This window comes from Bacillus sp. FSL K6-0255 (assembly GCF_045040725.1).
GTDB classification, from domain to species: domain Bacteria; phylum Bacillota; class Bacilli; order Bacillales; family Bacillaceae; genus Bacillus; species Bacillus subtilis.
The window spans coordinates 1,890,340-1,910,974 of sequence record NZ_CP150278.1; the positions used below are offsets into that span (position 1 = coordinate 1,890,340).

Here is a 20,635-nt window from a genome sequence, read left to right on the forward strand (position 1 = left end):
TACATCATATGCGGTGGATTATAAATGGGTGAACGCATAAAAAAACAGACACTAAGGTCTGCTTTTCTTACATATCATGGCTTGAGTTGTGCTTTTGTCTTGTATGGTTTCGGTTTTTTACTTTTTTGCTTCCGCTTAGAGGCTCGGGTTGGCCGGGATTGTGTCCTTTAGGGGCGTTTTTATGCATATCTTTACTTGTATTCTTATTGGTCATAAAATGAGAACCTCCTTAAAAGAGTTCGGTGTTATTGATTGGTTTTTCTTTTTTTGTTATTTTGGCGTTCTGCTTCAGTCAGTACAAGCTGGTCGTTTTCAATATAGCCGGCGCCTTTGCCTTGGCTTTTTGCGTCATTCATTCCGTTAATGACGTGATTCGCTTTTCTTTTGACCATCATTATCACCTCAATCATAATATGGCTTCTTTTATTGTGTTATATGAGAGAGCGTAAACAGTAAAAATTACCGGTACATTTTTCTCATAAGTCGAACTTATTGTATTTAATAAAAACATTGATATTTACTTATGTATGATTTTGTTTTAATATGAAATTGTGAGAAAATTGTGATGGAATGTAATGTTCATCTGAGAATGATCTGATCTGAAGGGGGATTTTGGAGAATGGCAAACGAGCAAAAAACTGCAGCAAAAGACGTTTTCCAAGCGAGAAAAACGTTTACTACAAATGGGAAAACATATCATTACTACTCTTTAAAAGCGTTAGAAGATTCAGGTATAGGAAAGGTTTCGAAGCTTCCTTATTCCATCAAAGTTCTTTTAGAATCAGTATTGCGTCAAGTTGACGGCTTCGTTATCAAAAAAGAACACGTGGAAAATTTGGCAAAATGGGGAACTGCCGAATTAAAGGATATCGACGTTCCGTTCAAACCGTCTCGTGTTATTTTACAAGACTTCACAGGGGTTCCGGCAGTAGTAGATCTGGCTTCACTGCGTAAAGCAATGGCAGCTGTCGGCGGAGATCCTGATAAAATCAACCCTGAAATTCCTGTTGATCTCGTTATCGATCACTCTGTACAGGTAGATAAAGCGGGTACAGAAGATGCATTAGCAGTAAATATGGACTTGGAATTCGAAAGAAATGCAGAGCGCTACAAATTTTTAAGCTGGGCAAAGAAAGCGTTTAACAATTATCAGGCAGTACCGCCTGCAACAGGTATTGTGCACCAGGTCAACCTTGAGTTCTTGGCAAGTGTTGTCCATGCCATTGAAGAAGACGGCGAGCTTGTAACGTATCCTGATACGCTTGTCGGAACAGACTCACACACAACAATGATTAACGGTATCGGTGTTCTCGGCTGGGGTGTCGGTGGAATTGAAGCTGAAGCGGGAATGCTTGGACAGCCTTCTTACTTCCCAGTTCCAGAGGTAATCGGCGCGAAACTTGTCGGCAAGCTTCCAAACGGAACAACAGCTACTGACTTGGCGTTAAAAGTAACACAAGTGCTGCGTGAAAAAGGCGTTGTCGGTAAATTTGTTGAATTCTTCGGACCGGGAATTGCTGAACTGCCGCTTGCAGATCGCGCAACAATTGCGAATATGGCTCCGGAATACGGTGCTACATGCGGATTCTTCCCAGTAGATGAAGAAGCGCTTAACTACCTGCGCCTGACTGGCCGTGATCCTGAACATATTGATGTTGTTGAAGCATACTGCAGAAGCAATGGCTTGTTCTACACTCCAGATGCGGAAGACCCTCAATTTACTGATGTGGTTGAAATTGACCTGTCTCAAATTGAAGCAAACTTATCGGGTCCAAAGCGTCCTCAGGATTTGATCCCGCTATCTGCTATGCAGGAAACGTTTAAAAAGCAATTAGTCAGCCCTGCAGGTAACCAAGGATTCGGTTTAAATGCTGAGGAAGAAAATAAAGAAATTAAGTTTAAACTCCTTAACGGCGAAGAAACAGTTATGAAAACGGGTGCGATCGCCATTGCTGCGATTACAAGCTGTACAAATACATCAAACCCATACGTGCTGATCGGCGCCGGACTGGTAGCGAAAAAAGCGGTTGAGTTAGGGCTTAAGGTGCCTAATTACGTGAAAACGTCACTTGCACCGGGTTCTAAAGTTGTTACAGGATATCTTGTGAATTCAGGCCTTCTTCCATACATGAAAGAGCTTGGCTTTAACCTCGTTGGGTACGGCTGTACAACATGTATCGGGAACTCAGGTCCGCTTTCACCGGAAATCGAAGAAGCGGTTGCGAAAAATGATCTTCTGATTACGTCTGTCCTTTCCGGAAACCGTAACTTTGAAGGACGTATTCACCCGCTTGTTAAAGGCAACTATCTTGCTTCACCGCCGCTTGTTGTGGCATATGCGCTGGCTGGAACGGTAAACATTAACTTAAAAACCGATCCAATCGGTGTGGGCAAGGATGGTCAAAACGTATACTTTAATGATATTTGGCCGTCAATGGACGAAATCAATGCACTTGTTAAGCAAACTGTTACGCCAGAGCTATTCCGCAAAGAGTATGAAACAGTATTTGATGACAACAAGCGCTGGAACGAAATTGAAACAACAGATGAAGCTTTATATAAATGGGATAACGATTCAACTTACATCCAAAACCCACCATTCTTTGAAGAGATGTCTGTTGAGCCAGGCAAGGTTGAGCCATTAAAAGGACTGCGTGTTGTCGGTAAATTCGGCGATTCAGTCACAACTGACCATATTTCTCCTGCGGGGGCAATCGGAAAAGATACGCCTGCCGGAAAGTATTTGCAAGAAAAAGGTGTTTCACCTCGTGACTTTAACTCCTACGGCTCCCGCCGTGGAAACCATGAAGTCATGATGAGAGGAACATTTGCCAACATTCGCATCAAAAACCAAATCGCACCGGGTACAGAAGGCGGATTTACGACGTACTGGCCGACTGGTGAAGTAACATCCATCTATGATGCATGCATGAAATACAAAGAAGATAAAACCGGTCTTGTCGTATTAGCAGGAAAAGACTATGGTATGGGATCTTCACGTGACTGGGCTGCAAAAGGAACAAACCTTCTCGGCATCAGAACGGTCATTGCAGAGAGCTTCGAAAGAATTCACAGAAGCAATCTTGTATTCATGGGTGTGCTGCCGCTTCAGTTTAAACAAGGTGAAAATGCGGATACACTCGGCTTAACGGGTAAAGAAGTCATCGAGGTAGATGTTGATGAAACAGTTCGTCCTCGTGACCTTGTGACTGTAAGAGCAATCAATGAAGACGGCAATGTAACAACTTTTGAAGCAGTCGTCCGCTTTGATAGTGAAGTTGAAATTGATTACTACCGCCATGGCGGCATCCTTCAAATGGTGCTTCGTGAAAAAATGAAGCAGTCCTGATGAATCAATAGGAAGAGAAGGCATTTCGCTTTCTCTTCTTTTTATGACACAATGTGCTGCGGAGGTGGCATATGCTGAAAAAATGGCTCGCAGGGATCCTGCTTATCATGCTAGTCGGTTATACGGGATGGAATTTATATCAAACATACAGCAAAAAAGAAGTCGGAATTCAAGAGGGGCAACAAGCACCTGATTTTTCTTTGAAAACGCTATCAGGAGAGAAAAGCTCTTTACAGGATGCAAAAGGCAAAAAAGTGCTGCTCAATTTTTGGGCAACTTGGTGTAAGCCGTGCCGTCAGGAAATGCCTGCGATGGAAAAGCTGCAAAAAGAGTACGCCGACAAACTTGCGGTTGTTGCGGTAAATTTCACTTCAGCTGAGAAAAGTGAGAAACAGGTCCGAGCGTTTGCTGATACTTATGACTTAACGTTCCCCATTCTGATTGATAAAAAAGGGATCAATGCTGACTATAACGTGATGTCATATCCAACGACATATATCTTAGATGAAAAAGGTGTTATCCAAGACATACATGTTGGCACCATGACAAAAAAAGAAATGGAACAAAAACTGGATCTTGATTAGATTCAGTTTTTTTTATACTCAAATATGCTTACAAGTTTTCAGAATTGGAAAAAATAAAAGAATATGCGGAGGTGAGAAGCGTGAAGAAGATGAGAAAACGTTCTTTTCATGAGCTCGTCATGGAAAACAAAAAAGAGCTGATGACCAATACAGAGTATTTAAATCAGCTTGAGGAAAAGCTTGAACAGCGATTTAAGCAAAAATAACCTTTAATTTGTATTCATGTTTACCCCTCCTTTTGAGAAACCTATCTGTTGAGGAGGGATAAACATGGGAAACAACAAGAAAAACGGTCAGCCTCAATATGCTCCAAGCCACTTGGGTACAAAGCCTGTAAAATATAAAGCCAATAAAGGGGAAAAAATGCATGATACTTCAGGACAGCGGCCGATTATCATGCAGACAAAAGGCGAGTAGCGAAAATTCGAGTTTATTTCTAGGAGGTACATCCGAATGACAAAGAACCAAAATCAATATCAGCAGCCTAATCCTGATGATCGTTCTGACAATGTGGAAAAATTGCAGGATATGGTTCAAAATACAATTGAAAATATAGAAGAAGCAGAAGCATCAATGGAGTTTGCTTCAGGAGAAGATAAACAGCGTATCAAAGAAAAAAATGCAAGGCGCGAACAGAGCATTGAAGCGTTTCGTAATGAAATACAGGACGAATCTGCAGCGAGACAAAACGGATACCGTTCTTAAAAAACCAGGGAAACCTGGTTTTTTTCTTTCTGATTTGATTATGGTAAAATGGGGCTAAATTGACGTTAAGGGAGCAGAGTAATCTTGCATGTATCAAAAAAAGAAATAGAAGTGCGTTATGCAGAAACAGATCAAATGGGGATTGTCTATCACGCAAATTATCTTGTGTGGATGGAGGTCGGCAGAACGGCCTTGATTAAGGACTTAGGCTTTTTATATAGTGATATGGAAAAAAAAGGCGTTCTGTCCCCAGTCGTTGATATCAATATTTCCTATAAAAAGCCGCTTCATTACGGAGAAACCGCGGTTGTACATACATGGATAGAGGACTATAACGGATTTAAAACCGTCTATGGTTACCACATTTATAATCCGGCCGGTGAGCTTTCCATCAAAGCCACCTCATCTCATATTTGTGTGGATAAAGAAAGCTTTAAGCCAATTCAATTCCGCAAAGCTTTTCCTGATTGGCACACAGCATATGAAAAGGCCAAAAAATAGGGAAGTGAACGGGATATGGCGTTTGGTGTGAAACGGGAGGAACTTAACCGGTGGAAACAAGCAGTGAAAAGAGGAGAAATCGCATTTTTAACACATTACTGGCTGGATGACCGATTTCCAGAAGCAAAGACCGTGACAAAAGCCGGCTGTGCAGACATTGATAAGCTGGTTCAGTGGGGAGCGGCGTACGGGTTAAAAAAAGAATGGATCCATAAGAAAAGTGAATTTCCCCACTTTGATCTGCTGGGGGAAACACAAAAATATATTTTGGAACAAGAAAACCTAACCGATCATCTTATACGATTTCATTTGTAAAAAAAGAACGCACATGAAGTGCGTTCTTTTTTATTGGTATTCAAAAACCGGTTCATCAGCGTCTTCTGAATAGCTGACGAGAAGGTCGTGGTTATCAAAGTACCATAAATCACTTTCTTCAATAAAGAAGGTAATGCCATCAGCTTCTGCAGTGACTCCAGCCTCTTGTGGGGCATCTTTCGCTACACCGAGAGAAAAACCCTTTTGAACGTTGCTGCAGCCTCCATAGCGGACGAAAAAGCGAACCTGGTCTCCGCTTTCCAAATCGAGTTCTTCTTTATACCAGTTCAATGCGTCTTCGTTAATTGTCATATTCATAACAGAACACCCCTTTGTTCTTCATTTGAATTTTCTCTATTATAAACGTATTAGGCTATTCTGTGTCAAAAGAGAAGTTTTTTAAGCTTATAACCATTTTACTTTAGGTTCTGTTTTATTGATAATTCGTTTAATGTTCGCTCGGTGTCTGTATATCACAAAAATAGTGAGCAGGGTAACGACAATCAATAAATACGTATCATGGACAAAGAAACTATATATAACAGTATAGATCCCTGTTAACATCGATGAGAGAGAAACAAATTTAGTCAAGTATAAAAAGATGAAGAATACCGCAACCATCGTGATAAATAACAGGGGTGCGTAAAATAGCAAAACGCCTCCTGATGTCGCCACGGCTTTACCGCCTTTAAATTTGGCGAAGATGGGAAACACGTGGCCTAAAACCGCAAAGACTCCTGCAAGAAGCGGGTGAATATCAACATGCATGAGAAAAGGCAATGCAGTTGCCAGTGTCCCTTTCAAAATATCTCCGGCTATGACGACCGAACCAGCTTTTACACCCAATGTACGGAATGCATTGGTAGCGCCTAAGTTGCCGCTTCCGTGCTCCCGAATATCAATTCCTTTGGCAAGCTTGCCCACAATTAAGCCAGATGGAATGCTGCCTATCAAGTAGGCCAAAATAATCAATAAAGCAATTAACATCTACATTTCTCCTTTTTCAAATTCCCTTCTTTTTATTTTAACATGAGATGTCATGATCTGATGATAAGTTTTTTTGTAAAGTTTGCTTACAAATCAAATCAAACATGCATCATATTTTGATTTCTCCTGTTTTGATCGTGTAAAATAAGTGAAAAAGGAGTGACACACGATGCAAAACCCTTCTAAAGCGGAAATTAAAGAGATTCTTCAAAGAAGCAAACGTATAGCGGTAGTAGGGCTTTCAGACCGTCCGGATAGAACGTCACATATGGTTTCAAAAGCAATGCAGGACGCGGGTTATGAAATTATCCCTGTGAACCCTACAATTGATGAGGCGCTAGGTGTCAAAGCCGTTTCATCTTTAAAAGAGATAGACGGTCCGATTGACATCGTAAATGTATTCCGGCGCTCAGAACAGCTTCCTGGAGTGGCGGAAGAGTTTTTAGAGACAGATGCGCCAGTATTTTGGGCACAGCAAGGGCTAGTTAATGAGGAAGCATACCAGATGCTAAAAGAAAAAGGCAGAACGGTTATCATGGATCTGTGCATAAAAGTGGCACACGCTGTAACAAAATAGGTGCAGAACTGCAAAAATCCTTGTAAATTCAAGGATTTTTGCTTTTTAATTTTAAGATATTGTTTGCGTATTACGGTGAAACAGATACAATAAAGCTTGAACAGCTTTTTTTGAATACCTTGTCCAGCTGGGTTTCGGCCGTTCGATTTGCGAAGGTCTGCTGCTTTATATATAATAAACAAACATACGTTCTCATAGTGTAAAAACAGCACTAGCCGATGTTTTGAGAAGAACTGATTCGTTAGCTCTATGTTGCGATTGCAAACATATTGGTTATAATGAGGAGTCCAAGGCAGTACTGGCTCGAGGCGAGGTTTATAAAAAATATCTTATATACAAATGATGTGTAACACTGAAAAGAGAAAGACAATGTTAGTTTTTGAAAGGGGTTTGTACGTTTGGCTAGAAAACAGCAATTTGATTACAACGAAGATGCCATACAGGTGCTCGAAGGCCTTGAGGCTGTCAGGAAAAGGCCGGGTATGTATATTGGCTCTACTGACGCGCGGGGTTTGCACCACTTGGTTTATGAAATTGTAGATAACTCTGTCGACGAGGTGCTTGCCGGCCATGGAGATCACATAATCGTCAAAATACATAAAGACAATAGTATTTCTGTACAGGATAGAGGCCGCGGCATGCCGACCGGAATGCATAAGCTCGGCAAACCAACCCCTGAAGTGATTTTAACGGTGCTTCATGCCGGAGGGAAATTCGGCCAAGGCGGCTATAAGACAAGCGGCGGGCTCCACGGAGTTGGTGCATCAGTCGTGAATGCTTTATCTGAATGGCTGACGGTTACCATTGAGCGGGACGGTTTTGTCTATCAGCAGCGATTTGAAAATGGAGGAAAACCGGTTACATCTCTCGAAAAGATCGGCAAAACAAAAAAGACGGGAACTCTTACACACTTTAAGCCAGATCCAACGATGTTCAGCACAACCACTTATAATTTTGAAACGCTCTCTGAGCGCTTAAGAGAGTCTGCGTTTTTGTTAAAAGGACTGAAAATTGAGCTGATTGATGAACGCAATGACCAGCGTGAGGTCTTTTATTATGAAAACGGCATAGAAGCGTTTGTTGCTTACTTAAATGAAGAAAAAGACGTCTTGTCTGAAGTGGTCTCGTTTGAGGGTGAGCATCATTCTATAGAAGTGGACTTTGCGTTCCAGTTTAACGATGGTTATTCTGAAAATATTTTGTCGTTTGTCAACAATGTCAGAACAAAAGACGGCGGGACGCATGAGTCAGGTGCAAAAACTGCGATGACGCGTGCTTTTAATGAATATGCGCGAAAAGTGGCTTTGCTGAAAGAAAAGGATAAGAACCTTGAAGGCACCGATATAAGGGAAGGGCTTTCAGCCATTATTTCTGTCCGCATTCCTGAGGAGCTTCTTCAATTTGAGGGACAAACAAAAGGAAAGCTCGGTACCAGTGAAGCAAGATCAGCGGTGGATGCGATTGTTTCAGAGCAGCTTGCTTACTTTTTAGAGGAAAATCGGGACACCGCAACGCTTCTTGTCAAAAAAGCAATCAAGGCGAGCCAGGCGCGCGAAGCGGCACGCAAAGCCCGTGAAGAAGCAAGAAGCGGCAAAAAACGAAAAAAATCAGAAGCGACTTTAAGCGGAAAGCTGACGCCTGCGGGTTCAAGAAACCCGGCAAAAAATGAATTGTATCTCGTTGAGGGAGATTCAGCAGGCGGGTCAGCCAAGCAGGGACGAGACCGCAGATTCCAGGCGGTTCTGCCTTTACGCGGTAAAGTCATTAATACAGAAAAAGCTAAGCTTGCTGATATCTTTAAAAATGAAGAGATCAATACGATCATTCATGCGATCGGCGGGGGAGTCGGGGCAGATTTCTCAATCGATGACATCAACTACGACAAAATCATCATTATGACCGATGCCGATACTGACGGCGCCCATATTCAAGTGCTGCTTCTTACCTTTTTCTATCGCTATATGAAACCGCTCATTGAGCATGGCAAGGTGTTCATTGCGCTGCCACCTTTATATAAGGTCAGTAAAGGAAGCGGGAAAAAGGAAATCATTGAATATGCATGGTCTGATGAAGAGATGGGGGATGTCCTGAAAAAAGTCGGCAAAGGCTATACCATTCAACGATATAAGGGTCTTGGAGAGATGAACGCAGACCAGCTGTGGGAAACGACGATGAATCCGGAGTCCCGCACACTTGTTAGGGTCAAAATTGACGATGCGGCACGTGTAGAGAGACGTGTGACGACGTTAATGGGAGACAAAGTAGAGCCGCGCAGAAAGTGGATTGAGAAAAACGTCGCTTTCGGCTTAGATGAAGAAAGCAATATTTTAGAAAATGAAAACTTATCGGTCGCTGAGGAGGTTTAATGATTGTCACAGCCAGAATTATTTCATGATTTACCATTAGAAGAGGTGATCGGCGACCGTTTTGGACGCTACAGTAAATATATTATTCAAGACAGGGCGCTGCCCGATGCGAGAGACGGATTAAAGCCGGTACAGCGCAGAATTCTGTATGCAATGCATACAGATGGAAACACGTTTGATAAAAACTTCAGAAAAGCGGCCAAAACGGTCGGTAACGTCATCGGTAACTATCATCCGCACGGTGACAGCTCGGTTTATGAAGCAATGGTGCGGATGAGCCAGGATTGGAAAGTTCGTAATGTGTTAATCGAAATGCATGGAAACAATGGAAGCATCGACGGAGATCCCCCGGCAGCCATGCGTTATACAGAGGCACGATTATCTCCGATAGCATCTGAGCTTCTTCGGGATATTGACAAAAACACGGTTGAATTTGTGCCGAACTTCGATGATACAAGCAAGGAGCCTGTCGTACTCCCGGCGATGTTTCCTAACCTATTGGTCAACGGATCTACCGGGATTTCAGCAGGATACGCGACCGACATTCCCCCTCATCATCTGGGAGAAGTCATTGATGCTGTCATTAAGCGTATTCAAATGCCTTCTTGCTCTGTTGACGAACTCATGGAAGTTATTAAAGGGCCTGATTTTCCGACAGGCGGTATTATTCAGGGCGTTGACGGGATAAGAAAAGCTTACGAAACCGGAAAAGGAAAAATCATTATCCGCGGAAAGGCTGAAATTGAAACAATCAGAGGCGGACGAGAACAAATTGTCATTACTGAAATTCCATTTGAAGTAAATAAAGCAAACCTTGTAAAAAAAATGGACGAGTTCCGTATTGATAAAAAGGTTGAAGGCATCTCAGAGGTTCGTGATGAAACGGATCGAACAGGGCTGAGAGTGGTCATTGAACTGAAAAAAGAAGCTGATGCCAAAGGCATTTTGAATTTCTTATATAAAAATACTGATTTGCAGATCACATATAACTTCAATATGGTGGCTATCCATAACCGCCGTCCGATGCTGATGAGCCTGCCGTCTATTTTGGATGCATATATCGGACACCAAAAGGAAGTTGTCACAAACCGGTCCGTTTACGAGCTTCAAAAAGCAAAAGACAGACATCATATCGTAGAAGGGCTCATGAAAGCTTTGTCTATTTTGGATGAAGTGATTGCAACAATCCGTTCTTCTAGCGATAAACGTGACGCTAAAAACAATTTGATCGCGAAATATGAATTTACAGAGCCTCAGGCTGAAGCCATCGTGTCATTGCAGCTATATCGTTTAACCAATACCGATATCACAGCGCTTAAGGAAGAGGCAGAAGAGCTCGGTAAAAAAATTGAAGAGCTCGAATCTATTCTGAGCAATGATAAAAAACTGCTAAAAGTGATTACAAACAGCTTAAAAGCACTGAAAAAGAAATATGCAGATACGAGACGCTCCGTGATTGAAGAAAAAATTGAAGAAATTAAAATCAATCTCGAAGTCATGGTTGCATCTGAGGATGTATATGTAACCGTTACGAAGGATGGTTACCTAAAACGGACGAGCCAGCGCTCATTTGCCGCTTCCAACGGTCAGGACTTCGGAATGAAAGATACGGACAGGATGCTGCATCAGTTTGAAATGAATACGACAGACGTGCTGCTGCTCTTTACGAACAAAGGAAGCTACATCTATTGTCCTGTTCACCAGCTGCCTGATATCAGATGGAAGGACATGGGCCAGCATTTTTCAAATCTAATCACTATTGACCGTGATGAAACGATTGTAAAGGCTATACCGATAAAAGAATTTGATCCGTCGGCATATCTTCTATTCTTTACGAAAAACGGTATGGTGAAAAAGACAGAGCTCACTCATTATAAAGCACAGCGTTATTCTAAGGCACTTGTAGCCTTAAATCTGAAGGGTGAAGATGAACTGATTGATGTACATGTAACAAATGGGGAAAGCCAGATCTTTATGGCCACTCACTTAGGGTATGGTCTATGGTTTGGAGAAGACGAAGTGAATGTAGTTGGCGCGCGTGCGGCAGGTGTCAAAGGGATTAACTTAAAAGAGGATGACTTTGTTGTCTCCGGTGAGATTCTTCAGCAATCTGATTCAATTGTCTTGTTCACACAGCGGGGAGCGGTTAAACGCATGAGTCTTTCTGAGTTCGAGAAGACATCCCGTGCAAAACGCGGTGTCGTAATGCTAAGGGAACTGAAAAAGAATCCTCACCGTGTTGTAGCACTGTTCGCTTGCGGTCTTGAACAGCGACTAATGGCAGAAACAGAAAAAGGCGACAGAAAAGAACTGCAGACAAAAGAGTTGCGGACAAACGACAGATACAGCAATGGCTCTTTCTTTTTTGATGAAGAGGAATCAGGCAAGGTTACAGCTGTTTGGCGCCTTCATACAGAACAATAATAAAAAACCCGCTCATACTATATGAGCGGGTTTCGTTTGTTTTTTATCAGCTTTCATGGTTGGTGAATAGATCTGTTACAGCATGAATGACTTCAATCCCCTGCCATACAAATAAATTCAGCGCTGTGAAAGAAAATAAGCCTAAAATCACCATTCTTAAGATAAACAACATGTTTAACAGCCTCCTCATATTTTCGTTACATAATCGGGTGATGTTGAACATGAAGTTTGCCGAAATAAGACGATTGATAAAATTTGGCCAGTATAAAGCTTTTTTTCCGCTGACGTCTGCGGGAGTATCCCGTACTTTTGCTTTCAGCGGTCAGCAGCAGAACAGCCATTGCCCATAAAGCGGTCAGCGTAAATGCCCCTGTGATGGATTTCTTCTCATCATCAGCATTTTGGCCGGCTTTCATCTCATGCATTTCCTGCTGGTCGGCTACGGCTTTATAATGATGGCCGATATCAAAGGCGTGGGGAATTGAGAACAAATGAAAACTGGCAATCGCCAAGAATAAGATGGATGCTTTCAATATCGTTACTTTTTTCAAATGATCTCCCCCTCCTTTAATATTACTGAATATTTTTATAATAATACCCCAATCCATCCTAAAAGTAAACCTGATTTATTAAATTTAAAAATAAATTTAACTTTGTTAAGTATATATCTTTTTGCTTATTTTTGAAAGAGAAAACTTCTTTTATTAGCGTATGTATACCCGGTTTATGGTGTGAATAAAAACATATTTTAAATGATATGTTGTTTAGGATTTATTACTTTATTTATGTGTAAATCAAAGAGAAAGGCAAGAGAATGGGAAGAAATGATTACATTGTTAATAGGGTACTCTTTTTTTAAAGCCAGTTTGCAAGGAATGTTTTTATTCGTAGGAAAATAATAGAGAAGGGGTCGACAGAGTAACATCTGGCTATGACAATATTCTTCTCGAAAAAACTTCCTAATTCGTCATATTGTGATATAATAAAACTCGTTATGTTAAAAAATCTAACATCAAAATCGAATTCGTATTGAATTGATGAAAACGGGAGGTAAATATGGAGTCTTTTTTCAATAGTTTGATTAATATTCCAAGTGATTTCATCTGGAAATACCTATTTTATATTTTAATAGGGCTTGGATTATTTTTTACCATACGTTTTGGTTTTATCCAATTCCGTTATTTTATTGAAATGTTCAGAATAGTAGGGGAGAAGCCGGAAGGAAATAAAGGTGTTTCATCTATGCAGGCATTCTTTATTTCGGCCGCATCCCGAGTCGGCACAGGGAATTTGACTGGTGTAGCCTTAGCAATTGCGACAGGCGGACCAGGCGCTGTATTTTGGATGTGGGTAGTGGCTGCAGTAGGCATGGCTTCAAGCTTTGTCGAAAGTACATTAGCACAGCTTTATAAGGTAAGAGACGGGGAGGATTTCCGCGGAGGGCCGGCCTACTATATTCAAAAGGGTCTTGGTGCCAGATGGCTTGGCATCGTTTTTGCAATCTTAATTACCGTCTCATTCGGCTTGATTTTTAACGCTGTTCAAACAAATACAATTGCTGGAGCATTGGATGGCGCATTCCATGTAAATAAAATAGTTGTAGCCATAGTTCTGGCGGTTTTAACTGCGTTTATCATTTTCGGCGGTTTAAAACGTGTTGTCGCTGTTTCACAGCTAATTGTGCCGGTTATGGCAGGCATTTATATTCTTATCGCTTTATTTGTTGTCATCACGAATATTACGGCTTTCCCTGGCGTTATCGCTACAATTGTTAAAAATGCTTTAGGTTTTGAACAAGTCGTCGGCGGCGGAATAGGCGGCATCATCGTTATCGGTGCGCAACGCGGACTTTTTTCAAACGAAGCAGGAATGGGGAGCGCACCAAACGCGGCTGCGACGGCTCATGTATCCCATCCGGCAAAGCAAGGCTTTATTCAAACATTAGGCGTATTTTTCGATACATTTATCATATGTACGTCCACAGCATTTATTATTTTGCTGTACAGTGTAACGCCAAAAGGCGACGGCATCCAAGTCACACAGGCTGCTCTTAACCATCACATTGGAGGCTGGGCGCCGACTTTCATCGCAGTCGCAATGTTCTTGTTTGCATTCAGTTCAGTTGTCGGCAACTATTATTATGGCGAGACAAACATTGAATTTATTAAAACAAGCAAAACATGGCTGAACATTTACCGTATCGCTGTTATTGCTATGGTTGTGTATGGATCTTTATCAGGCTTCCAAATCGTTTGGGATATGGCGGACCTCTTTATGGGTATCATGGCGCTGATCAACTTAATTGTGATTGCGCTGCTGTCAAACGTTGCTTACAAAGTGTATAAAGATTACGCGAAACAGCGTAAGCAAGGACTTGATCCTGTGTTTAAAGCGAAAAACATCCCAGGGCTGAAAAACGCTGAAACATGGGAAGATGAGAAACAAGAAGCATAATATAAATATAAAACAAAGCTGCATTCAATAGTTGAATGCAGCTTTTTCATTATTGGAAATAAATTTAATTTTTCGACTCGAATGAAAAATGACGTGTAAAGTCCCAATTCAGTCCAGTTTTCTTTGTTCTATATGTGTCATGTGTGTCTTATTCATTGGAGGTAGAGCAAATTGACAGGCTTTTAAACCTCCCCAAAACAAGAAATTAGGTTGATAGACAATCATGAGAAAGATTTTTACAATGAGTTCGTGCTCATAAGAAGTGTAGAGCCAAAATGATGCGAAGGAGGAAAAGATCAGATATGAAACGGTCAATCTCTATTTTTATTACGTGTTTATTGATTACGTTATTGACAATGGGCGGCATGATAGCTTCGCCGGCATCAGCAGCAGGGACAAAAACGCCAGTAGCCAAGAATGGCCAGCTTAGCATAAAAGGTACACAGCTCGTTAACCGAGACGGTAAAGCGGTACAGCTGAAGGGGATCAGTTCACACGGATTGCAATGGTATGGAGAATATGTCAATAAAGACAGCTTAAAATGGCTGAGAGATGATTGGGGTATCACCGTTTTCCGTGCAGCGATGTATACGGCAGATGGCGGTTATATTGACAACCCGTCCGTGAAAAATAAAGTAAAAGAAGCGGTTGAAGCGGCAAAAGAGCTTGGGATATATGTCATCATTGACTGGCATATCTTAAATGACGGTAATCCAAACCAAAATAAAGAGAAGGCAAAAGAATTCTTCAAGGAAATGTCAAGCCTTTACGGAAACACGCCAAACGTCATTTATGAAATTGCAAACGAACCAAACGGTGATGTGAACTGGAAGCGTGATATTAAACCATATGCGGAAGAAGTGATTTCAGTTATCCGCAAAAATGATCCAGACAACATCATCATTGTCGGAACCGGTACATGGAGCCAGGATGTGAATGATGCTGCCGATGACCAGCTAAAAGATGCAAACGTTATGTACGCACTTCATTTTTATGCCGGCACACACGGCCAATTTTTACGGGATAAAGCAAACTATGCACTCAGCAAAGGAGCACCTATTTTTGTGACAGAGTGGGGAACAAGCGACGCGTCTGGCAATGGCGGTGTATTCCTTGATCAATCGAGGGAATGGCTGAAATATCTCGACAGCAAGACCATTAGCTGGGTGAACTGGAATCTTTCTGATAAGCAGGAATCATCCTCAGCTTTAAAGCCGGGGGCATCTAAAACAGGCGGCTGGCGGTTGTCAGATTTATCTGCTTCAGGAACATTCGTTAGAGAAAACATTCTCGGCACCAAAGATTCGACGAAGGACATTCCTGAAACGCCATCAAAAGATAAACCCACACAGGAAAATGGTATTTCTGTACAGTACAGAGCAGGGGATGGGAGTATGAACAGCAACCAAATCCGTCCGCAGCTTCAAATAAAAAATAACGGCAATACCACGGTTGATTTAAAAGATGTCACTGCCCGTTACTGGTATAAAGCGAAAAACAAAGGCCAAAACTTTGACTGTGACTACGCGCAGATTGGATGCGGCAATGTGACACACAAGTTTGTGACGTTGCATAAACCAAAGCAAGGTGCAGATACCTATCTGGAACTTGGATTTAAAAACGGAACGTTGGCACCGGGAGCAAGCACAGGGAATATTCAGCTCCGTCTTCACAATGATGACTGGAGCAATTATGCACAAAGCGGCGATTATTCCTTTTTCAAATCAAATACGTTTAAAACAACGAAAAAAATCACATTATATGATCAAGGAAAACTGATTTGGGGAACAGAACCAAATTAGTTAAGCTTTTTTTTGGCGGACATCAGTAACGATGTCCGTTTTTATCATCTAATAGGAGGTTTGCGTTGTGGATGAAATACTGAAACAGTATATGGTGCTGTATAAAAAAATGAGTAATATGATAAATGGTCCCGACTATCCAGGTAAGGAAAAAGACATCCAGCATCAAAAAGATCAGATCGAAGTTTACGAAAAACAGCTGCAGCAAGGATTTTCTACAGATTATGACTATGATGTGTTTGCTGATTCTGTTATCAAATGCGCATATGGCGATATGACGCTGGAAGATTTAGAAGCCGTTTATTATGGATTGACAACACCATTTTTTTGATTTGTCATTCAGCAGTAAAATTTCAATTTCTGTCTCACTAACTTAAGTATACTTTGATATTGAGACAGAAATTTATTTATTTTGTTTACTTCCTAGAATATATATTATGTAAACTAGAAAAGATGAAGAATAAAGCTTTGCTGTTTTTATGTACATCCTTTCTTCTTCCTGTAATTCAGCAACAAAATAAAAAAGCGATTTCCCAATCGGAAAATCGCCAATTCAGACACTCTATTATTTATGTGTGTCTTTGTGCTCTTAACGATTTACAACAAATGTTGTCACGCTTTGAGCTGGAAGATGAGCCCAAAAATGATTGCCTGATACAGTGAGATTCGTTCCAGGTTGTAGATTGCTGCTGCTGCTCGTGATCCATCTAGATACGTTTGAAGCAGATCCATTCTGCAAAACAAAGTTTTGGTTGACTCCTGTGTTGCTTTTATTGATGGCAACAATAACGACCTTGTTGTCACCTTTATAGGCTGACACGTAAACGTTCGCATTAGGGTTTTTCGTTGCATCAATCCTTACATAGCCGGGACGCACAAACTTTGAGAAATGAGCCATATTGTAGCCGCGTTTGCTGATCGTACCATCTTCTTTCATAGGTCCATATGATCTTCGGATGTACCACCATACATAAGCTTGAAAGTCCCCCTCTACCATCGCATTGTGAATATGCTGTGAAACATCCAATGCCTCAGGCCATCGATCCGCCGAGTTGGTATCACTGTTTGGATAGTATACTTCCGTCATCCAAAGGTCCTTCCCCGCTCCTTTTTGTTTGAAAAGAGGATAAGGGAATTGGCTGACCTGGGTGCCGTACAGGTGAGTTCCGAGAATATCCATATTGGCAAGAGCCTGCGGATCGTTCAAGATCGGGTCCGACAAATTCTTCAAGTATTGAAATGACTCAGGCGCAATGACGCGGGCATTGATCGAGCCGGCGTTTTCTCTCATAAAGCGAAGTATTTCTTGCGGCGTCCACCACGTCCACTCGTGAGCGTAATCAGGCTCGTTTTGGACCGAAATCGCGTAAAGATTCACACCATTATTCTTCATGAAGGTAACAAAATCGTTAAGATGCTGCGCGTATGCTGCGTACTTGTTGTATTTCAGCCGTTTAGCCGATGTGTCACCATTCCGATTAAAGGTCTCAACCATATCACTTGGAGGATTCCAAGGAGAAGCAAAAACGATTGCTCCGTGTTTGACCGCACTCTTTGCAGTCTCCACCTCTTTATACCAATTATTTCGATTTTCATCTACATGAATTCTTAAGATTGAAAATCCTAACTGGTTCTGTCCATTGCCAAAAGCAGTTTCTCTTTGAGCTGCTGTAAGATCCCCAGCCCAAGCCGGATGATTCATCCCTCCAAAACCGCGAATCACTTGTTTCTCTGCAGATACATTAACTGTTACATCACTTGCTGCCAAAACTTCAGTAGCGCCTGGCCCTAACATGACTGACAGCATAGTGAAACATACTAATAGTACACAAATTGTTTTTTTTATGCGTGGAATCATTTATTCCTCTCCTTCGTCATGTGTCTTTTACGGTATTAAAAAATCTGCATGGCATATCCATAATGGCGGGCTGTTCCGGTGCTGGCCCGTACTTCACCCGCCTCGTTTTTAAGCGGTCCCATTACGAGTACTATCTTTGCGTAAACTGCCAGTAATCAAAATTAAACAAGTTTCCTGTACCTGTTCCGGTAAATACAAAGAATACTTTGTGCACACCGGTTGCCCCGCTTACCGCAGTTTCTATTTCCCTCCACGTTTGCGCTCCGCCTGTTGAAGGCACATTCAGAGTTCCAACAAGCTTACCGTCTGCACTGTCGAGGCGCACTTCTATTTTCCCGCCTAAAGTGGATGCTACATTTGCTTTAAATGACCTGGCACCGCCCGCTCCGAAGTCTGCATTTCCTACAGCAATCCAGTCTCCATTTTGAATGCTTGTTACATGCTGATTATTTACTGGCCCGCCGGGTGCTGTGGACTTCTCTGTCAAAATGCGTCCATTCCAAGCAAACGTTTCAGCTTCTACCCGGTTATATGGGTTTAAATTGGAAATTTGTGTTACACCTGCATAATTTGCCGCTACCTCTTGAATAGATCCATCTGCATTATGCACCAGCTTATTAATATGGGGAGAGCGGTATCCTTTGCCGGCCCCGAACAGAGCGGAACTGACAGTTTGCGCATGGTACACCACATACCACTCGTTTTTAAAATTGAAAACAGCATGATGGTTGTTTCCGCCACCTCCGAAAAATGCACCCGGATTTTTCAGGAAGTGCCCTCTATATGTAAAGGGACCCATGGGACTTGAACTGGTCATGTAGCCGATCTCACCCGGGGGTTTATCGGCCGGGTGCGTGCCGCCGAAATTGATGCAATAGGAGTAATAATATGTTCCGTTATACTTGTGCAATCCCGAATCTTCAAACATGAAAGGCGCATCAATTGTAGATGCACTTCCAACAACACTCGTCATATCAGGCCCCAATTTTATGACTCTAGCCGTTTTAGGATTGGCCCATTGTCCCTGCGTTGGATTTGAAACGCCAGGAACGCCTCCGCCGGCATACAGGTAACCGGTTCCGTCGTCATCTACAAATACTGCCGGATCAAAAAGCCATACAACACCAGACATTCCTGGCGTACTTGGCGTTACGAGCGGTTTTCCGATTGGGTCGGTCCATGGACCAATCGGGCTGTCTGCGGTGAGAACCCCGATACCTCCGCCGCTGTTTGCGAAATAAAGGAAGAATTTATCCTTGCCATTAATTTTTTTAACTGCGATTGACGGTGCCCATGACGCACCTGCCCATTTTGCAATTCCACGGCCTCCATTAGCTCCATTGGCACCTGCTACCGGAATGGCTCCGTGGTCTGTCCAGTTCACCATATCCGCTGAAGATATGACGAATACTCTATTCAAATTGGCAAATGAATTATCTTTAATTGTTCCGTTGCTATTATATTCATAGTCATCACTTGACATATAGATGTAGACTCTTCCGTTATAGGTCAGCGCAACCGGATCCGCTCCCAAATGATGGTCGATAAGCGGATTTGAATTCCCTATATGTTTTGCAATTGTAGTACTAGTGGCAGCATACGCAGACTTCCCAGATAAGCAGCTCAATAATAAAACTAGAATCCATAAACATACGCTACACTTTTTCCTCATCACTTCACATCCTCCTTTTTCCTTAAAATGGGGGATTTTCTTTTGGAATTTGATAACAACAGGTCACGAAGATTGCACGCATAAAGTAGCCGGAAGCTGTTTAGCAATGTTCCCAGTTGTTCTGAAAGCTCATCTTCATGTGTCTCCATTCTCTCTTTTCTTCGAGGAGATCGCACCACTCCTTCAAAATTGTTCAAAAAAACTTCCCCATTCCTAGCGACCATTGTCCAGAAAATAAAAAGACAGGATTGTTCATGGCCTCCCACTAATCACATTGAACGGAGATTACATCATTATCCAAGATATCCCTTTATCTAACATCCTACATCATTAAAAAAATTGTGTATAGAAACTTTTGGAGGAGTTAGTGTTCGATTCTACAAAGGAACTGGATACATTTATTCATTGATAAGATGGGGCTAACACTCCGTTTATATTTGTATGTTTTCAGACACAAAAAACAGCCGTTCAATGCGGCTGTTTTTTTCAAGAGTATAAGACTATTGAGCGGTATACCCGCTTTTTCATGTTTTGTTCATATTTTATTAATTGTTTATTCAACACTGTCCGCTATAGTAATCCATATCAACAAATATGACTGCCACTCGCATCTTTTATGAAGGGAGGTTCGTTACGCTGAAAGAAAAAATAAAGACATTAGGCCGTTTTTGCACCGTAGGCGTCGGCAATACGCTGATAGATTTTGGTGTCTTCTTTCTTCTTACCGCTTGTCATGTCTCTTATCTGCCGGCGCAGATCTGCTCCTATACTGCAGGTATCGTCAACAGCTATGTGTGGAACCGGAATTGGACGTTTTGTGTGAAACGTAAGGCTGACGGGAAAGAGATCGTGCGTTTTCTCATGATTAATATTGCCGCGTCAGGGATCACCTTTTTGCTGCTTTATTTGTTTCAAAATTGCGGCTGCTCGCTTTTGGTGAGTAAGCTCGCCGCCACTATCGGCGGAATGATGATGAATTTTATCGGAAACCGAATCTGGGTATTTGGAGATTCGCTGAAAAACATACAGGATCAGGAGTGA

22 protein-coding genes are annotated in these 20,635 nt (G+C 41.9%); 14 read left to right on the top strand and 8 right to left on the bottom strand.

The window, feature by feature from the left end:
- Window positions 1-67: 67 nt before the first annotated feature.
- Both MHB62_RS09570 and sspO read right to left on the bottom strand, forming a co-directional pair.
- A complete protein-coding gene (locus MHB62_RS09570) occupies window positions 68-214 on the bottom strand; it encodes a small acid-soluble spore protein P (RefSeq protein ID WP_003221237.1) in 147 nt (48 codons plus the stop codon).
- A gap of 31 nt (window positions 215-245) precedes the next feature.
- A complete protein-coding gene (sspO, locus tag MHB62_RS09575; RefSeq protein WP_003244839.1) occupies window positions 246-392 on the bottom strand; it encodes an acid-soluble spore protein SspO in 147 nt (48 codons plus the stop codon).
- Between the two features lie 227 nt (window positions 393-619).
- On the opposite strand from sspO, the gene acnA reads away from it, so the two are divergent.
- The 7 genes from acnA to MHB62_RS09610 all read left to right on the top strand — a co-directional run bounded on the left by acnA (window position 620) and on the right by MHB62_RS09610 (window position 5,454).
- Entirely contained in the window at window positions 620-3,349 is a 2,730-nt protein-coding gene (gene acnA, locus MHB62_RS09580; RefSeq protein WP_003245728.1) for an aconitate hydratase AcnA, read from the top strand.
- Between the two features lie 71 nt (window positions 3,350-3,420).
- Entirely contained in the window at window positions 3,421-3,933 is a 513-nt protein-coding gene (locus MHB62_RS09585) for a redoxin domain-containing protein (protein ID WP_003244797.1), read from the top strand.
- An 80-nt stretch (window positions 3,934-4,013) separates the two neighbouring features.
- Entirely contained in the window at window positions 4,014-4,139 is a 126-nt protein-coding gene (locus MHB62_RS09590) for an FbpB family small basic protein (protein ID WP_003244964.1), read from the top strand.
- Window positions 4,140-4,203: 64 nt separating this feature from the next.
- Entirely contained in the window at window positions 4,204-4,350 is a 147-nt protein-coding gene (gene sspN, locus MHB62_RS09595; RefSeq protein ID WP_003231569.1) for an acid-soluble spore protein SspN, read from the top strand.
- Window positions 4,351-4,386: 36 nt separating this feature from the next.
- Window positions 4,387-4,638 (top strand): small acid-soluble spore protein Tlp, encoded by a 252-nt coding sequence (gene tlp / locus MHB62_RS09600; RefSeq protein ID WP_003231568.1) that lies wholly within the window; start codon window positions 4,387-4,389, stop codon window positions 4,636-4,638.
- A gap of 84 nt (window positions 4,639-4,722) precedes the next feature.
- Complete coding sequence (locus MHB62_RS09605; protein WP_003231566.1) at window positions 4,723-5,139, top strand: YbgC/FadM family acyl-CoA thioesterase; 417 nt, start codon at window positions 4,723-4,725, stop codon at window positions 5,137-5,139.
- A 15-nt stretch (window positions 5,140-5,154) separates the two neighbouring features.
- The gene (locus MHB62_RS09610) at window positions 5,155-5,454 is read left to right on the top strand and encodes a hypothetical protein (protein ID WP_003231564.1); all 300 of its coding nucleotides are present in this window, start codon (window positions 5,155-5,157) and stop codon (window positions 5,452-5,454) included.
- Window positions 5,455-5,484: 30 nt separating this feature from the next.
- On the opposite strand, the gene MHB62_RS09615 is transcribed toward MHB62_RS09610, so the two are convergent.
- Window positions 5,485-5,772 carry a HesB/YadR/YfhF family protein gene (locus tag MHB62_RS09615; protein WP_003231562.1) on the bottom strand — a complete coding sequence of 96 codons (288 nt, stop codon included), beginning with the start codon at window positions 5,770-5,772 and terminating at the stop codon, window positions 5,485-5,487.
- Window positions 5,773-5,859: 87 nt separating this feature from the next.
- Complete coding sequence (gene plsY / locus MHB62_RS09620) at window positions 5,860-6,441, bottom strand: glycerol-3-phosphate 1-O-acyltransferase PlsY (protein WP_003231560.1); 582 nt, start codon at window positions 6,439-6,441, stop codon at window positions 5,860-5,862.
- A gap of 169 nt (window positions 6,442-6,610) precedes the next feature.
- Here plsY and MHB62_RS09625 point away from each other — a divergent pair, with 169 nt between their 5' ends.
- From MHB62_RS09625 to parC, 3 genes are all read left to right on the top strand, one after another.
- Window positions 6,611-7,018, top strand: a complete 408-nt coding sequence (locus MHB62_RS09625) for a CoA-binding protein (RefSeq protein ID WP_003245606.1) — start codon at window positions 6,611-6,613, stop codon at window positions 7,016-7,018.
- 398 nt (window positions 7,019-7,416) lie between these two features.
- Complete coding sequence (gene parE / locus MHB62_RS09630; protein ID WP_003231552.1) at window positions 7,417-9,384, top strand: DNA topoisomerase IV subunit B; 1,968 nt, start codon at window positions 7,417-7,419, stop codon at window positions 9,382-9,384.
- A 3-nt stretch (window positions 9,385-9,387) separates the two neighbouring features.
- Entirely contained in the window at window positions 9,388-11,808 is a 2,421-nt protein-coding gene (gene parC / locus MHB62_RS09635; RefSeq protein ID WP_003231550.1) for a DNA topoisomerase IV subunit A, read from the top strand.
- Between the two features lie 46 nt (window positions 11,809-11,854).
- Here the strand turns inward: parC and MHB62_RS09640 are convergent, their stop codons facing one another.
- Together MHB62_RS09640 and MHB62_RS09645 are read right to left on the bottom strand one after the other, a co-directional pair.
- Complete coding sequence (locus tag MHB62_RS09640; protein WP_003231548.1) at window positions 11,855-11,980, bottom strand: hypothetical protein; 126 nt, start codon at window positions 11,978-11,980, stop codon at window positions 11,855-11,857.
- Between the two features lie 25 nt (window positions 11,981-12,005).
- Window positions 12,006-12,359, bottom strand: a complete 354-nt coding sequence (locus tag MHB62_RS09645; RefSeq protein ID WP_003245190.1) for a hypothetical protein — start codon at window positions 12,357-12,359, stop codon at window positions 12,006-12,008.
- A 505-nt stretch (window positions 12,360-12,864) separates the two neighbouring features.
- On the opposite strand from MHB62_RS09645, the gene MHB62_RS09650 reads away from it, so the two are divergent.
- The 3 genes from MHB62_RS09650 to MHB62_RS09660 all read left to right on the top strand — a co-directional run bounded on the left by MHB62_RS09650 (window position 12,865) and on the right by MHB62_RS09660 (window position 16,395).
- Entirely contained in the window at window positions 12,865-14,262 is a 1,398-nt protein-coding gene (locus MHB62_RS09650) for a sodium:alanine symporter family protein (RefSeq protein ID WP_003231542.1), read from the top strand.
- 302 nt (window positions 14,263-14,564) lie between these two features.
- Window positions 14,565-16,064: an endo-1,4-beta-glucanase EglS gene (eglS, locus tag MHB62_RS09655; protein ID WP_003231540.1), complete on the top strand. Its 1,500-nt coding sequence runs from the start codon at window positions 14,565-14,567 to the stop codon at window positions 16,062-16,064.
- 67 nt (window positions 16,065-16,131) lie between these two features.
- On the top strand, window positions 16,132-16,395 hold the full coding sequence (locus MHB62_RS09660; protein WP_003231535.1) for a YnfE family protein: 264 nt from the start codon (window positions 16,132-16,134) through the stop codon (window positions 16,393-16,395).
- 258 nt (window positions 16,396-16,653) lie between these two features.
- On the opposite strand, the gene xynC is transcribed toward MHB62_RS09660, so the two are convergent.
- Both xynC and xynD read right to left on the bottom strand, forming a co-directional pair.
- Entirely contained in the window at window positions 16,654-17,922 is a 1,269-nt protein-coding gene (gene xynC, locus MHB62_RS09665) for a glucuronoarabinoxylan endo-1,4-beta-xylanase XynC (RefSeq protein ID WP_003231534.1), read from the bottom strand.
- Between the two features lie 130 nt (window positions 17,923-18,052).
- Window positions 18,053-19,594, bottom strand: coding sequence for an alpha-L-arabinofuranosidase (xynD, locus tag MHB62_RS09670; RefSeq protein WP_003245027.1), 1,542 nt, complete (start codon window positions 19,592-19,594; stop codon window positions 18,053-18,055).
- A gap of 594 nt (window positions 19,595-20,188) precedes the next feature.
- Here xynD and MHB62_RS09675 point away from each other — a divergent pair.
- Window positions 20,189-20,635: a GtrA family protein gene (locus MHB62_RS09675; RefSeq protein WP_003231531.1), complete on the top strand. Its 447-nt coding sequence runs from the start codon at window positions 20,189-20,191 to the stop codon at window positions 20,633-20,635.